Below are 13,525 nucleotides of genomic sequence, written 5' to 3'. Positions count from 1 at the left end.
CTACACTCTGCGGTAAGCTTAATCTTACAAAAGGGGATATACCCAATGGCCATTAAACTATTCTTAGCTGAAGACGACCTGATCTTAGCCGATGCGCTAAAATCAAGTCTTTCGCAAGCAGACTTTCAATGCGACTGCGTTAATGATGGCGCATTAGCATTACAAATTTTACTGCACAACGACTACGATGCCGTTGTTTTGGATATCGGCCTGCCAAACATGGACGGCCTGACTGTATTGCGTAATGTTCGTCAGCATAAGCCTTCTTTACCTATTTTGATTCTAACCGCGCTTGACGGTTTAGATGAACGCGTTGCAGGTTTGGATGCAGGTGCTGATGATTATTTGGCAAAACCATTTGAATTCTCTGAACTCGAAGCGCGTTTGCGTGCACTATTACGCCGCAGCCAAATCTTGCCACAATCAGTACAACAGCTTGGCAATTTGCGTCTTGACCGTGCCGGTCAACGTGCATGGTGCAACGACACTCCGCTTGATTTGTCAGCTCGTGAATTAACCGTACTCGAAATCTTGATGTCAAACATCGACCGCGTAGTCACTAAAGAGCAAATCGTTAGTGAATTAGGCAATGAAAACGCTGAAGTTGGCCTGAATGCGATTGAAGTTTACGTGCATCGTTTACGTAAAAAATTAGACCCAGCTGGCGTGGTAATTCGTACCATCCGTGGTTTGGGTTATTTACTTGAAAAGCAGCAAGTCATTCCTACTGATGCGACTAACTAAAACTTCGCTACGACAACAATTATTGTTGTGGCTTTTACTGCCCCAGCTGGTATTTTGCCTTGCTGGGGCAGCACTTTTTTTATCAATTACTTTGCACTATGCCGACAATGCAATTGATAAACGTTTAATCAAATCGGCCAATGCCGTAGCTAAACTCATCCAATCCCAAGCGCAGATTAGCCCGGAACTCAGCAACAAAATTATCGCAACTATTGATTCACTGGATGATTTGGAAATTTTTTCTATCCATGACAGCAATCAGCGCTTAATTGCCGGTCGAGCAGAAATAGTCTTACCCCAAACGCATCAAGCGCAAAACGATCCGTTCTTTTATTACCAAACAATCAACGGTCAGGAATATCGCGTACTTCTGCAAAAAAGTGCGAATCAATCGGATAGAACAATACAAATCGCGTTTAATCTACATGAACGTGATGTATATACCCGAAATATTTTCCTATCTACTGCAATCCCTTTACTCTTACTGATTATCATCACGATTTTCTTTGTCTGGTGGGGTATCGGCCTAGGCTTACGACCATTAGCGCAGTTGCAATCGATGATGGAATTACGTAAACCACAAGATTTATCGCCATTGGCCTTACAAGATGCCCCAAGAGAGCTCAACGCCCTTTCGGCGGCACTCAATCATTTATTGGCAACCACCGAAGCCAGTATTGACCGGCAACGTCGATTTATTGCCGATGCGGCGCACCAATTGCGTACCCCATTAGCGGGTTTAAAATCACAAACTGAATTGGCCATGCGTGAAAATTCGCCTGAAGGTCTGCGCGAACGACTCAACATGGTGCATACCAGTGCCACGCGAAGCATTCACTTAGTTAATCAACTATTGACCTTAGCTCGCTCAGAGCCCGGTAGCCAAACCAGCATCCCTAAAGTGCATATGGATTTGGCCAAAATCATTCGCGACTTAACTGCCGAGCTGGTGCCACGCGCTTTAGCCGCGCGGATTGATCTAGGTTGCGATTGCTTTGTGCAAGACGCGCCACTGCATGGCAACTCGGCACTACTGAGAGAAATGTTTATTAACTTGGTTGAAAACGCCATTAAATACATTCCACGCGACGGCAGCGTGACCGTTCGACTCACAGAAGACGAAAAGAACTACATCGTTGATGTCGAAGACAATGGCCCCGGTATTCCTGATAGCGACAAAGATCGGGTGTTTGAACGTTTTTATCGCCGCGAGCAAACAGGCAATGGCTGTGGACTTGGCATGGCGATTGTGCGAGAAATTGCAGAGCGTCACGCCGGTAGTGTGCAATTACTCGATGCCGACCCGCATGGTTTAATTGTACATGTGGTATTGCCAAAAACAGAGCTAAATACCTAATGCTGTACGCTATACCCCTATAATTTTTTAAATTATGTAAGTCAACGGCAATAAAAAAGTCCCGCATCTAAGAGCGGGACTTTTTTATTGCCGTACACAAATCAACACGGCGTGATTAATCAAAAATAACCGTTTTATTTGAATACACCAAAACACGATGCTGCAAATGCCAACGCACCGCACGTGACAAGACCACGCGCTCTAAATCACGGCCTTGCTGGATCAATGCTTCAACATCGTCTCGATGCGAAATACGATTCACATCTTGCTCAATAATTGGACCATCATCGAGCACTTCAGTCACATAATGGCTGGTCGCACCAATTAACTTAACCCCACGTGCAAACGCACGATGGTAAGGCTTTGCGCCATCAAAAGCCGGCAAGAAACTATGATGAATATTGATAATGCGCTGCGGAAATTGCGCAGTAAATTCGTGACTTAGCACTTGCATATATCGCGCCAGCACAATCAAATCAATTTCTTTTTCATGCAGCAATGCAGTTTGTGCCGCCTCTGCTGCCGCTTTATTGTCTTTACCGACAGCAATTACGTGGTATTCAATACCATAAAAATCGGCCAAAGCGCGGCAATCTTCATGATTAGAAATAATCAGTGGAATTTCACAATTAAATTCGCCACTTTTATGTCGGTGCAATAAATCGACCAAGCAATGATCATATTTCGAAACAAAAATAGCGACTTTTTGTGGACGATTCGATAAAGAAACTTTCCACGTCATTTGAAAACGATCGGCAATCGGCTGAAAAGCCGCAGCAAATGCTTTCATATCTAAAGTAAAGTCAGCCAAATCCCACTCGATACGCATCAAAAACAAGCCATCGGTATTGTCTTGATGTTGATCTGAATGCACAATATTGGCGTTATAAGTATACAAAAAATTAGCGATCGCGGCAGACAGACCTTTTCGATCTGGGCAGCTGATCAGTAGTGTCGCGGTATGTGTCATTCGGCATCATCTTGAATAAAGTTGTAGCCTTATTCTAACAGCACCCACCCCCAGAAAACAGTCGCGCCAGTCCAAGTATTGCCTTTAATCAGCCGTGAAGCGTATTTTTCACCGTTGTACGCTGCGCCTTTGCCAATAAGATTCCATCAAGAAAAAACTGTTCAAATGGCGGACTAAAGCCATACGACGGCAAAGCCGTCGACCAGCGAAACCCCGTTGGGCTTTTCAAATCGGCCACCAAGGCCAATGAATGGGCAAATAATGCAGCATAAATCGCCCGCCCAAAGCCAGCGCACCGAGCGGGGCTATAAAATATACCGCTTGGCGCTAAGATTGGATGATCTAAAACACGAAACGCCAAAGCCATCGTCTGTTCCGGTGATAAACTTGCTTCTTTGGCAACTTTAGCTACTGCACAGAGTAACTCTTGCGGTACGATATCCATTGGTATTCCTTAGCAGCTACACTGTTTCAGCTTAGCTGGAACGATTCGGTTCACCTTTTCTTTTACTCTTCCATTCATCAGCTGACATCATGTTTAATATTGTTTTGTTTCAACCTGAAATCCCCCCCAATACGGGCAACGTCATTCGTTTAGCCGCCAATACGGGCTGCATTTTGCATCTGGTTAAACCACTGGGTTTTCCTTTGGATGACACCAAAATGAAGCGAGCGGGGCTGGATTATCATGAGTACGCCAATATGCTGGTGCATGAAGACTGGGATGCTTGTGTCGCGCACTTAGCCGGTCAGCGCTTTTTTGCGGCAACCACTAAAGGCTCGCAGCGTTTTGACTTACTGCAATATGAGCCAGGCGATGTATTTGTCTTTGGCCCTGAAACACGTGGCTTACCAGCCGATTTATTACAAACTTTTGCTGCCGATCGGCGTATTCGCGTCCCAATGCAGCCAGACAATCGCAGCCTGAATTTATCCAATTCGGTGGCGATCACCATTTATGAAGCATGGCGTCAAAACGGCTTTATTGGTGGCGCATAAAGTAATACCAATTTAAAAGAATAATGAATAAATCAGGCTTGTTCGAGATCGAAAATGACCAACCAGCAACGCCGAGAGCAAGCTCTGATTTGCCACATTAAAATCAATATTTCTTTTTAAATCAGTCCAAAAACACCAATCAGCCAACTCAAACACAGCATTTCAGTGACCACCTAAAACAGCCGACCCCTTCAAAAAACTAATACCACTCGCTCTGAATATGCCTTAAGCCCTAAGGGGATTTACCTAGTGCTGTTGTACCCAATACGGATTTCCCCAGCTTTCTTCAATAGGGTTGCGGGTCTATTCTTGCATTGCCGAAGGATAAACTCGACATTCAGGACCCTACATCGACTAGCTATATTTGCTTAATCGTTTAGGTGCATTCAGTTGAACGCCTCTGGCATCGAATTTGTAACTTAAACAGAAACAATCGATTGATTACGAGCCCATACCACTGATTGATGCCCGCGAAGGAGTCCAACATGCTTTGGAATACTGCACCACACAACCGCCAAAAACTAGCCATAGCGCGACGTAATAAATTGGTCGTGGCCAACTGGAAAATGCATGGCAGTCTTGCCCTTTGTCGAGAAACCATCAATCAACTCAATCACATCGTTCAGCCTGGTGCAGACCTGATTATCAGCCCCCCTGCGCCTTATTTAAGTGAGCTGGGACGACTGGCGCAACAAACCGGCATTCATTGCTGCGGGCAAGACGTTGCAGCACAGCAAAATGGCGCGCGCACCGGAGAATGGTCTGCCACAATGCTGGCGGAACTAGGCTGCCATCACGCGATTGTCGGTCACTCCGAGCGTCGCCAACATCACCGAGAAGACAACATACTGATTGCGGCAAAAGCTCAGGCGTGTGTTGATGCGGGCATTACACCGATTGTCTGTATTGGCGAAACCTTGGACGAGCGCAACGCTGGACAGCTCGAACATATACTCGGCCAGCAGCTGGACGCACTACTTGCCACTTCTGGCTGGCGAGAAGCCATTATTGCTTACGAACCGGTTTGGGCGATTGGCACCGGCAAAGTGGCCACCCCAGCGATTGCTCAAGCCGCGCATCAATTTATCCGTGAATATCTCGCCAAAACCGATGCCGATGCCGCAGATGAAATGATGTTACTGTACGGAGGCAGCGTCAAAGCCGACAATGCCACCGCATTATTTGCCATGCCCGATATTGATGGCGGCTTAATTGGCAGCGCCTCATTAGAAGTTCATTCTTTAGTCCGCATTTATCAAGCGGCCAGCTTCACCAGCCGTGCCGCAGCACAACTGACTTGATAAGGAAGCACCATGACCGTGACACTCTCCACTTGCTTGCAAACCCAACCTAGCGACATGCGCCAAATGCTCGGCAATATAGCTAGTGCTTGTAAAGTGATTAGCAATGCGGTCGCGCGCGCGGCTTTATCTGGCGCACAAGGCGATGCGGGCAGTGGCAATATCCAAGGGGAAGAACAAAAAAAACTCGACATCATCAGCAACGACATCATGCTCAATTGGGCAGGTGCTTGCGGGCATTTTTCCGCCATGGCCTCCGAAGAGCTCGACACCATCGTGCAATGCAATCCACAAGGCCGATATTTGCTGGTATTTGATCCGCTGGACGGCTCATCCAATGTCGACGTGAATATCTCAGTGGGCAGTATTTTCTCTATTTTGCGCGCGCCCGAGCAAACCCCAACCGAGGCAGATTTTTTACAAGCTGGCCGTCAGCAAATCGCCGCAGGCTATGCCTTATATGGCTCATCGACCATGCTGGTCATCACCACCGGCACGGGCGTACAAGGTTTTACTTTAGACCGTGAAATTGGTGAATTTATCTTAACGCACCCCGAACTAACCATCCCGAGCGACACCCGAGAATTTGCCATTAACGCCTCAAACTCTCGTTTTTGGGAAGCACCGGTCGCGCGTTATATTGATGAATGTGTCGCCGGCAAATCAGGCCCGCGTGGCGAAAACTTCAATATGCGCTGGGTGGCTTCAATGGTCGCCGAAGTGCATCGCATTTTGATTCGTGGCGGGGTTTTTTTATACCCGAAAGACAGCGCCAAACAGAATGGAAAACTACGACTACTTTACGAAGCCAATCCAATGGCGATGATTGTTGAGCAAGCCGGTGGTGCCAGCAGCACCGGACAGCAACTGACCTTAGACGTGCAACCGAGCCAGCTACATCAACGCGTTCCGGTCATGCTTGGCTCTAAAAATGAAATCGCCCGTTTAATTCGTTATCACGAATAAAACACAAGGGTATTTAACTGCAGACATTATGAAATAAAGCCTACAGTTAAATACCCATAAATTTACTGATTGCGCATAAAATCAGCCGTTTTCATAAACGACTCTTCCAAGTGTTCACGCAAATCGCTACTCATCGGCACCTCAGCCAAAGCCTGCAACATACACAACATCCATTGATCACGCTCTGCCTCACCAATGGCAAACGGCATATGCCGCCCGCGCAAACGTGGGTGGCCATACTTTTCAATAAATAATTGCGGTCCACCGAGCCAGCCCGACAAAAATTCATAGAATCGTTCACGAATCTGCGTGGTATCAGCATGATGCATCGCATGCACTCCCGCCGCACGTGGATCACTCGCCATAATGTCGTAAAAGCGATCAACCAGTTGCCGTAAAATCGCCGGACCACCCAGTAATTCATACGGCGTCATCGCCTGCACTGCTGCGCTTTCAGTCATGATTCACCTCAACCGGCTGCACACAGCTGGCGGCTAATTTGGCGCGCTGCCGCGCTTGCTCAACATCCACGCCACTGGCGAGCGCCACCCCCATTCGGCGGCGAACAAAGGCTTCTGGTTTGCCAAACAAACGTACATCGGCCGTCGGCACCGCCATGGCCTGCGCCACACCATCAAACGCAACGCCAACCGCATCTACGCCGCCATAAATCACCGCACTCGCGGCTGGCGAGCGCAAACTCACATCCACTGGCAAGCCTAAAATCGCCCTCGCGTGCAATTCAAATTCTGAATATTGCTGACTTTGCAGTGTGACCAAACCGGTATCATGCGGTCGCGGGCTGACTTCACTAAACCACACCGCATCGCCCTTCACAAAGAGCTCAACGCCAAACAAACCACGACCACCCAAGGCGGTAGTTACCTTCTCAGCAATGTCTTGCGCCCGAGATAGCGCCAACGCCGACATCGCTTGTGGCTGCCAGCTCTCAACATAATCGCCACTCACTTGCACATGGCCAATCGGTTGGCAAAACTGTGTTTCAATCTCGCCATCAACGGCAATCGCGCGCACCGTCAGCAGCGTAATTTCATAATCAAAATCCACAAAACCTTCGACAATCACGCGGCCATTTTTGACTCGACCACCACTGGCGGCATAATCCCAAGCTGTCACGATATCTGTTGGCGTTTTGAGCAATGATTGCCCTTTGCCACTGGACGACATGACGGGCTTGACCAAGCACGGAAAGCCGATTTCAGCCACCGCCGTTTGCAATTGCGCCAAGCTGTCGGCAAATCGGTATGACGACGTAGCCAAGCCTAAATCTTCTGCCGCTAAGCGGCGAATGCCTTCGCGATTCATCGTTAAATGCGTTGCACGCGCCGTTGGAATCACCATCGCCAAGCCGTCCGCTTCAATCGCCAACAAAGCATCGGTCGCTATCGCCTCGATTTCAGGCACAATCCAGTGTGGGCGCTCTAACTCAACCACGGCACGCAGCGCTTGGCCATCGGTCATATCGATGACATGACTACGATGGGCCACTTGCATGCCAGGCGCATTGGCATAGCGATCCACCGCAATCACTTCCACCCCTAAGCGCTGAAAAGCGATAATCACTTCCTTACCCAATTCACCTGCACCCAATAACATGACCTTGCTGGCGCTAGGCGTTAATGCCGTACCAATTCTCATCTCATTCCCTTTTTCTGCTGCGCGAACAGATCGCTAGATTATCGACTCACTCTGCCAGCTTACCATTACCGCGATATGCCGTTTTAGCCGAGCACAATATTTACGCTCATTACCCAAGCCCGCAGCCATATTGCAAACCGTAGTCCACCGCAGATCTTTGATTGAAAGCATAGGTATTGATCGATAGCACATTTAAATCAAGACTTACCGAGCAATACCTATTGGCAATAAAAAATCCCAGCCGCAGCTGGGATTGATTCAAAACACCTTCAACGCATTATTCACCCAAATACGCTTGCTGAACTTTTTCATTGGCGAGTAAAGCGGCCGCATCATCGCTAAATGTCACTTTGCCCGATTCCATTACATACCCACGATTCGCGGTTTGCAAGGCTAACTTGGCATTTTGTTCCACCAGCAACATGGTCACGCCTTCAGCCGCCACCATGCGAATAATCTCAAAGATTTTTTGCACAATAATCGGTGCCAAGCCCATTGACGGCTCATCAAGCAACAACAACTTAGGTCGGCTCATTAATGCGCGGCCCATCGCCACCATTTGCTGCTCACCACCAGACAGCGTGCCTGCTAATTGCTTATAACGCTCTTTCACGCGTGGAAACAATTGATAAACCCGCTCTAGGTCATTGGCCATTTGCGCCTTATCATCGCGCCAATAGGCACCCATCAGCAGGTTTTCTTCCACCGTTAAGCGGCCAAAAATACCTCGCCCTTCTGGCACCATCACTAAACCATGACGAACATAATCATGCGCTTCGATTTTGGCTGTCGATTGATTTTTAAATAAAATCTCGCCACCAGCAGGTTTGACCATGCCCATTAAAGTTTTTAAGGTGGTGGTTTTACCCGCACCATTGGCGCCAATCAAAGCCACCAATTCGCCTTCTTTAACTTCAAGATTAATGCCTTTTACCGCATGAATCCCACCATAAGCGACCTTTAAATCTTTAACTTCTAATAATGTGTTCGCTGACGCTGTCATTCTGGTGCCACCCCTAAATACGCTTCGATCACTTTTGGATCGTTTTTAACGAGCTCAGGAATCCCCTCAGCAATTTTTTTGCCGTAATCGAGCACCGCAATCCGGTCGCACAATCCCATCATTAATTTCACATCATGTTCAATCAATAAAATGGTGACGCCATCATCACGGATTTTTTCCATGAGTTTTTTTAAATCATCGGTCTCTTTCGGATTCATCCCCGCCGCCGGCTCATCCAGCGCCAACAACTGCGGATTGGTCGCCAAGGCGCGTGCAATTTCCAATCGGCGTTGATCACCATACGATAAATTACGCGCTAACTCATCGGCTCTATCGGCAATGCCGACATAAGCAAGTAAGGTTTCTGCTTTAAGCGTAATCGCCGCCTCTTCAGCACGCGCTTTCGGTGGGCGAAATACTGCACCAATCACGCCAGTGTGGGTTCGAACATGTTGGCCGACCATGACGTTTTCTAAGGCGGTCATATTGGCAAACAAGCGGATATTCTGGAATGTTCGAGCAATACCTGCCTCGACCACGACATTGGGTTTTTTGCGAAATAAATCTTTACCGTTAAAAGTGAATTGCCCTTCATCTGGCTGATACAAACCTGTCAGCACATTAAACAGCGTGGTTTTACCCGCCCCATTAGGGCCAATCAAACCATAAATCTCACCTTTATTAATCGACAAAGCCACACCAGATAATGCATGCAAACCACCAAAGCGCTTATTGATGCCACTGATACTTAATAAAACCTCAGTCATGATTGCGCTCCGCGTCTTGCAAACTGTCTTTTTCTTGTTGCGAAATGGTTTTCGTTTTTGGGGCCAACTCGGCTCGACGCTGTTTAGAAGGCCATAGTCCGGCGGGTCTAACGAGCATAATCACAATCATTGCCAAACCAAAAATCAACATACGTAAGTTTTCTGGATCAACGACCTTGCGACCCACCAGTGCTTGCTGCAATGGATTAATCACATCACGCAAAATTTCTGGCGTAATCGAAACAATCACCGCACCTAAAATCACCCCAGGAATATTGCCCATCCCACCCAGCACCACCATTGCCAACACCATGATCGATTCCATCAGGGTAAACGACTCGGGTGATACAAAGCCTTGGAAGCTGGCAAATAAAGCACCGGCCACACCACCAAAGCTAGCGCCCATGGCAAACGCCAATAATTTAACGTTCCGAGTATTAATCCCCATCGCATTCGCGGCGATTTCATCTTCACGAATTGCCACCCATGCACGGCCAATACGTGAGCGTTGCAAACGCTTAGACACAAAAATAATGAGGAAACACATCGCCAGGATCAGGTAGTAATACAAATGAATTTTTTCGAAACTAAGCCCAAAAAATTCAATTGGACGACCCAAATCGTAACCAGCAAATTGCACAGCAGGAATATTGTTAATCCCTTGTGGACCATTGGTAATATTGATCGGACGATCTAAGTTATTCATGAAAATTCGAATAATTTCACCAAAACCCAAGGTCACAATGGCTAAATAATCACCGCGTAATTTCAATGTTGGCGAGCCCAGCAATACGCCAAATATCCCCGCAACAGCTGCAGCGATCAACATCATGACAAAGAAATTAGGTTGGAATAACCACTCTGGAATCACCGCCTGCAAATGCGGTGAATTGAGTAAGGCAAAGGTATAAGCGCCTACGGCATAAAACGCGATATAACCCAGATCCAGTAAGCCAGCGTAACCCACCACAATATTGAGCCCTAAAGCCAACATAATGTAGAGCAAAGCAAAGTCAACGGCCCTAAGCCATGAATTACCACTTTCAAAAAAATGCCCAAGTACCCAAGGTAAAATCGCTAATACGACTGCGATCCCACCCAGCACCAGCGTCGTTTTTAAATTATTGGCACGAAATTCGGCGCTATTGATTGTATTTGTCATATTCACCTCGGCTTAAGCACGTTCTGCAACGCGTTCACCCATCAAACCTGAAGGACGGAACACCAAGACTAGAATCAACACAACAAAAGCTAAAATATCTTTGTAATTACTGCCGAGCACGCCGCCCGTTAAATCACCCAGATAACCAGCGCCCAAGCTTTCAATCACACCCAGTAATAAGCCGCCCAGTACTGCGCCACCTAAATTACCAATCCCACCTAGCACTGCTGCAGTAAAGGCCTTCAAGCCGATCATAAAGCCCATATACGCATGCGCTTGATCATAATTGGCTGCGACCATCACGCCAGCCATCGCCCCCAAAGCGGAACCGATCACAAACGTCATTGAAATAATATGATTGACATTCACACCCATTAATTTTGCTACTTCTGGGTTTTGTGCCGTTGCGCGCATCGCACGGCCCATTTTGGTTTTTTCAATCAGAAAATACATGCCCGCCATCAATAGCAAAGTCAAAACCACAATCGCCACTTGAACTTGCGTAATCGAAGCGCCACCAATGCTATACACCTCGGTCGGCAAAATCGCTGGGAACGGACGATAATTACGGCCCCAAATCAGCATCGCCAATTGTTGTAACACAATCGACACACCAATCGCAGTAATCAACGGTGCCAAACGAGGTGCACGGCGTAAAGGCCGGTAGGCTACTTTTTCAATGGTGTATCCAAGCACCATCGACACCGGAATCGCCATCAGTAAGCCAACCATTAAAAGCGCAGGCCCCGATAAATTAAAATGATGTCCTAATAAGAAATTGATGCAGGTGATCGTCACCATTGCACCAATCATCACCACTTCACCATGCGCGAAATTAATCAATTGCATGATGCCGTACACCATGGTGTACCCCAAAGCAATCAGCGCATAAATGCTACCGATTACCAACCCATTAATAATTTGTTGGAGAAAAATATCCACTGCAGGCCCGTCCCTAAAAAGACTATTCGTACAACGAAACGCGTGTTTCGCCGTTTTATTGATCCACTGCTACGTATCAGTAACCCTCAAATCTTACCGTAACAGTTTATAAATGTGAAAATTACCTGTTTGTGGTGACGCGGAATACTGCGGTTTTCCCTAGCTAGGCGTTCTTACAAATTATTACGCGTTTGTTATTAATTACGTCATCATATTTATTTATCCGCAAACTATCGATTCTTTGGGGTATTCATATGCAAGCCAATATTTATATAGCCAATTACGACATACACCTAAAAAATTTAAATCCACAATCACAAAGAATCCACATAAAAAAACCGCCCATCGGGCGGTTGAGTATCAAATCAGTAATGCCGTTCTATGCAACAAACTGCGCAATGGCCATTTCAAGTCGTGCTAAGCCTGTTGTAATCTCTTCATCACTCACCACCAAAGAGGGGGCAAAACGGATCACATTCGGCCCTGCCATCAAGACCATAACGCCATTTTGCGCGGCAATATTCAAAATTTCTTTCGCGCGGTCTTGATACGGTTCAGATAAAACCGCGCCAATTAATAAGCCAAGACCACGGATCTGACTAAATACCGGATACTTCGCGTTAATCGCAGTAATACCAGCAACAAACTGTGCGTGTTTAGTTTTAACGCCAGCTAATACTTCAGGCGTGTTAATCACATCAATCACCGCACCTGCTACAGCGCAAGCCAAAGGATTGCCGCCATAAGTGGTGCCGTGCGTGCCAGCAACCAAGTATTTGGCAATCTCGGCCGTTGTCAGCATCGCGCCAATCGGAAAGCCGCCACCTAAGCTTTTGGCACTGCTCAAAATATCGGGTACTACGCCATATTCTTGATACGCAAACAAGCTACCAGAGCGCCCCATGCCTGATTGCACTTCATCAAAAATCAAATAGGCATTGTGCTGCGTACATAAATCACGCACCCCTTGCAAAAAGGCGGCATCGGCAGGCACTACACCGCCCTCACCTTGAATCGGCTCTAAAATCACGCACGCAGTGTCGTCGTCAATCAAGGCTTTAAACGCTTCTAAATTATTGTATTCAAAGTATTCAATGCCGGCGGGCTTAGGGCCAAAACCATCCGAATACTTAGGCTGACCGCCAACACATACGGTAAAAAAGGTTCGCCCATGAAAGCTACTGAGCGCCGAAATCACTTTGTTTTTTTGCTCGCCAAAACGCTCAATCGCCGCACGGCGGGCTAATTTAAGCGCCGCCTCATTGGCTTCAGCACCTGAGTTACAAAAAAACACTTTATCGGCAAATGTTGCATCAACTAATTTTTGCGCCAATTCAAGCGCCGGCTCATTGGTAAACACGTTCGAGACATGCCACAGTTGATTGGCCTGCTTGGTTAAGGCGCCAACTAATGCCGGGTGGCAATGGCCCAAAGAATTCACCGCAATCCCACCGGCAAAATCGATGTATTCCTTACCCGATTGATCCCAAACACGGCTGGCCTCACCACGAACAGGTATAAATGCAGCGGGCGCATAATTGGGTACCATGTACTGATCAAATGCAGCGCGGGTCAAAGCCATAGCAGTCTTCCTTTAAAAATCAAATCAACGATGGCTCGATGATAAACCAAGACAGTGATAGCAGCCTATTCGG

14 protein-coding genes are annotated in these 13,525 nt (G+C 47.2%); 5 read left to right on the top strand and 9 right to left on the bottom strand.

Features of this window, described 5'->3' with window-relative positions; translation table 11 throughout:
• Nucleotides 1-45: 45 nt before the first annotated feature.
• Together K4H25_RS08225 and K4H25_RS08220 are read left to right on the top strand one after the other, a co-directional pair.
• A complete protein-coding gene (locus tag K4H25_RS08225; protein ID WP_221022815.1) occupies nucleotides 46-744 on the top strand; it encodes a response regulator transcription factor in 699 nt (232 codons plus the stop codon).
• Nucleotides 731-2,101, top strand: a complete 1,371-nt coding sequence (locus tag K4H25_RS08220) for a sensor histidine kinase (protein ID WP_221022814.1) — start codon at nucleotides 731-733, stop codon at nucleotides 2,099-2,101. The genes K4H25_RS08225 and K4H25_RS08220 overlap by 14 nt, the downstream gene beginning before the upstream one ends.
• A 115-nt stretch (nucleotides 2,102-2,216) precedes the next feature.
• Here the strand turns inward: K4H25_RS08220 and purU are convergent, their stop codons facing one another.
• Complete coding sequence (gene purU / locus K4H25_RS08215) at nucleotides 2,217-3,071, bottom strand: formyltetrahydrofolate deformylase (RefSeq protein WP_221022813.1); 855 nt, start codon at nucleotides 3,069-3,071, stop codon at nucleotides 2,217-2,219.
• Between the two features lie 88 nt (nucleotides 3,072-3,159).
• Nucleotides 3,160-3,516 carry a hypothetical protein gene (locus K4H25_RS08210; protein ID WP_221022812.1) on the bottom strand — a complete coding sequence of 119 codons (357 nt, stop codon included), beginning with the start codon at nucleotides 3,514-3,516 and terminating at the stop codon, nucleotides 3,160-3,162.
• Nucleotides 3,517-3,605: 89 nt separating this feature from the next.
• On the opposite strand from K4H25_RS08210, the gene trmL reads away from it, so the two are divergent.
• From trmL to K4H25_RS08195, 3 genes are all read left to right on the top strand, one after another.
• A complete protein-coding gene (trmL, locus tag K4H25_RS08205; protein WP_173533854.1) occupies nucleotides 3,606-4,070 on the top strand; it encodes a tRNA (uridine(34)/cytosine(34)/5-carboxymethylaminomethyluridine(34)-2'-O)-methyltransferase TrmL in 465 nt (154 codons plus the stop codon).
• A 485-nt stretch (nucleotides 4,071-4,555) separates the two neighbouring features.
• A complete protein-coding gene (tpiA, locus tag K4H25_RS08200; protein WP_221022811.1) occupies nucleotides 4,556-5,371 on the top strand; it encodes a triose-phosphate isomerase in 816 nt (271 codons plus the stop codon).
• A gap of 12 nt (nucleotides 5,372-5,383) precedes the next feature.
• The gene (locus K4H25_RS08195; protein ID WP_221022810.1) at nucleotides 5,384-6,337 is read left to right on the top strand and encodes a class 1 fructose-bisphosphatase; all 954 of its coding nucleotides are present in this window, start codon (nucleotides 5,384-5,386) and stop codon (nucleotides 6,335-6,337) included.
• 62 nt (nucleotides 6,338-6,399) lie between these two features.
• Here K4H25_RS08195 and K4H25_RS08190 read toward each other — a convergent pair whose 3' ends face one another.
• From K4H25_RS08190 to K4H25_RS08160, 7 genes are all read right to left on the bottom strand, one after another.
• Complete coding sequence (locus tag K4H25_RS08190) at nucleotides 6,400-6,798, bottom strand: group II truncated hemoglobin (RefSeq protein ID WP_221022809.1); 399 nt, start codon at nucleotides 6,796-6,798, stop codon at nucleotides 6,400-6,402.
• Nucleotides 6,791-7,996 (bottom strand): formate-dependent phosphoribosylglycinamide formyltransferase, encoded by a 1,206-nt coding sequence (gene purT / locus K4H25_RS08185; protein ID WP_221022808.1) that lies wholly within the window; start codon nucleotides 7,994-7,996, stop codon nucleotides 6,791-6,793. Before purT ends, K4H25_RS08190 begins: the two co-directional genes overlap by 8 nt.
• Nucleotides 7,997-8,273: 277 nt before the next feature.
• Complete coding sequence (locus tag K4H25_RS08180; RefSeq protein ID WP_221022807.1) at nucleotides 8,274-8,999, bottom strand: ABC transporter ATP-binding protein; 726 nt, start codon at nucleotides 8,997-8,999, stop codon at nucleotides 8,274-8,276.
• The gene (locus K4H25_RS08175) at nucleotides 8,996-9,766 is read right to left on the bottom strand and encodes an ABC transporter ATP-binding protein (protein ID WP_173533848.1); all 771 of its coding nucleotides are present in this window, start codon (nucleotides 9,764-9,766) and stop codon (nucleotides 8,996-8,998) included. Before K4H25_RS08175 ends, K4H25_RS08180 begins: the two co-directional genes overlap by 4 nt.
• Nucleotides 9,759-10,928 carry an ABC transporter permease subunit gene (locus tag K4H25_RS08170; protein ID WP_221022806.1) on the bottom strand — a complete coding sequence of 390 codons (1,170 nt, stop codon included), beginning with the start codon at nucleotides 10,926-10,928 and terminating at the stop codon, nucleotides 9,759-9,761. Before K4H25_RS08170 ends, K4H25_RS08175 begins: the two co-directional genes overlap by 8 nt.
• A gap of 12 nt (nucleotides 10,929-10,940) precedes the next feature.
• On the bottom strand, nucleotides 10,941-11,870 hold the full coding sequence (locus K4H25_RS08165) for a branched-chain amino acid ABC transporter permease (protein WP_221022805.1): 930 nt from the start codon (nucleotides 11,868-11,870) through the stop codon (nucleotides 10,941-10,943).
• Nucleotides 11,871-12,249: 379 nt separating this feature from the next.
• Nucleotides 12,250-13,452 (bottom strand): aspartate aminotransferase family protein, encoded by a 1,203-nt coding sequence (locus K4H25_RS08160; RefSeq protein WP_221022804.1) that lies wholly within the window; start codon nucleotides 13,450-13,452, stop codon nucleotides 12,250-12,252.
• Nucleotides 13,453-13,525 lie beyond the last annotated feature (73 nt).

The organism is Deefgea piscis (assembly GCF_019665785.1).
Taxonomy (GTDB): domain Bacteria; phylum Pseudomonadota; class Gammaproteobacteria; order Burkholderiales; family Chitinibacteraceae; genus Deefgea.
Note: the sequence above shows the minus strand (reverse complement) of the source record. Positions and strands in the feature narration are given on the sequence as shown.

Excerpts from the sequence above, each read along its gene's own strand:
- K4H25_RS08175 (WP_173533848.1), bottom strand. The coding sequence starts at position 9,766 with ATGACTGAGGTTTTATTAAGTATCAGTGGCATCAATAAGCGCTTTGGT.
- K4H25_RS08225 (WP_221022815.1), top strand. The coding sequence starts at position 46 with ATGGCCATTAAACTATTCTTAGCTGAAGACGACCTGATCTTAGCCGAT.
- K4H25_RS08170 (WP_221022806.1), bottom strand. The coding sequence starts at position 10,928 with ATGACAAATACAATCAATAGCGCCGAATTTCGTGCCAATAATTTAAAA.
- trmL (WP_173533854.1), top strand. The coding sequence starts at position 3,606 with ATGTTTAATATTGTTTTGTTTCAACCTGAAATCCCCCCCAATACGGGC.
- K4H25_RS08210 (WP_221022812.1), bottom strand. The coding sequence starts at position 3,516 with ATGGATATCGTACCGCAAGAGTTACTCTGTGCAGTAGCTAAAGTTGCC.
- K4H25_RS08220 (WP_221022814.1), top strand. The coding sequence starts at position 731 with ATGCGACTAACTAAAACTTCGCTACGACAACAATTATTGTTGTGGCTT.
- K4H25_RS08190 (WP_221022809.1), bottom strand. The coding sequence starts at position 6,798 with ATGACTGAAAGCGCAGCAGTGCAGGCGATGACGCCGTATGAATTACTG.
- tpiA (WP_221022811.1), top strand. The coding sequence starts at position 4,556 with ATGCTTTGGAATACTGCACCACACAACCGCCAAAAACTAGCCATAGCG.
- purT (WP_221022808.1), bottom strand. The coding sequence starts at position 7,996 with ATGAGAATTGGTACGGCATTAACGCCTAGCGCCAGCAAGGTCATGTTA.
- purU (WP_221022813.1), bottom strand. The coding sequence starts at position 3,071 with ATGACACATACCGCGACACTACTGATCAGCTGCCCAGATCGAAAAGGT.
- K4H25_RS08195 (WP_221022810.1), top strand. The coding sequence starts at position 5,384 with ATGACCGTGACACTCTCCACTTGCTTGCAAACCCAACCTAGCGACATG.
- K4H25_RS08180 (WP_221022807.1), bottom strand. The coding sequence starts at position 8,999 with ATGACAGCGTCAGCGAACACATTATTAGAAGTTAAAGATTTAAAGGTC.
- K4H25_RS08160 (WP_221022804.1), bottom strand. The coding sequence starts at position 13,452 with ATGGCTTTGACCCGCGCTGCATTTGATCAGTACATGGTACCCAATTAT.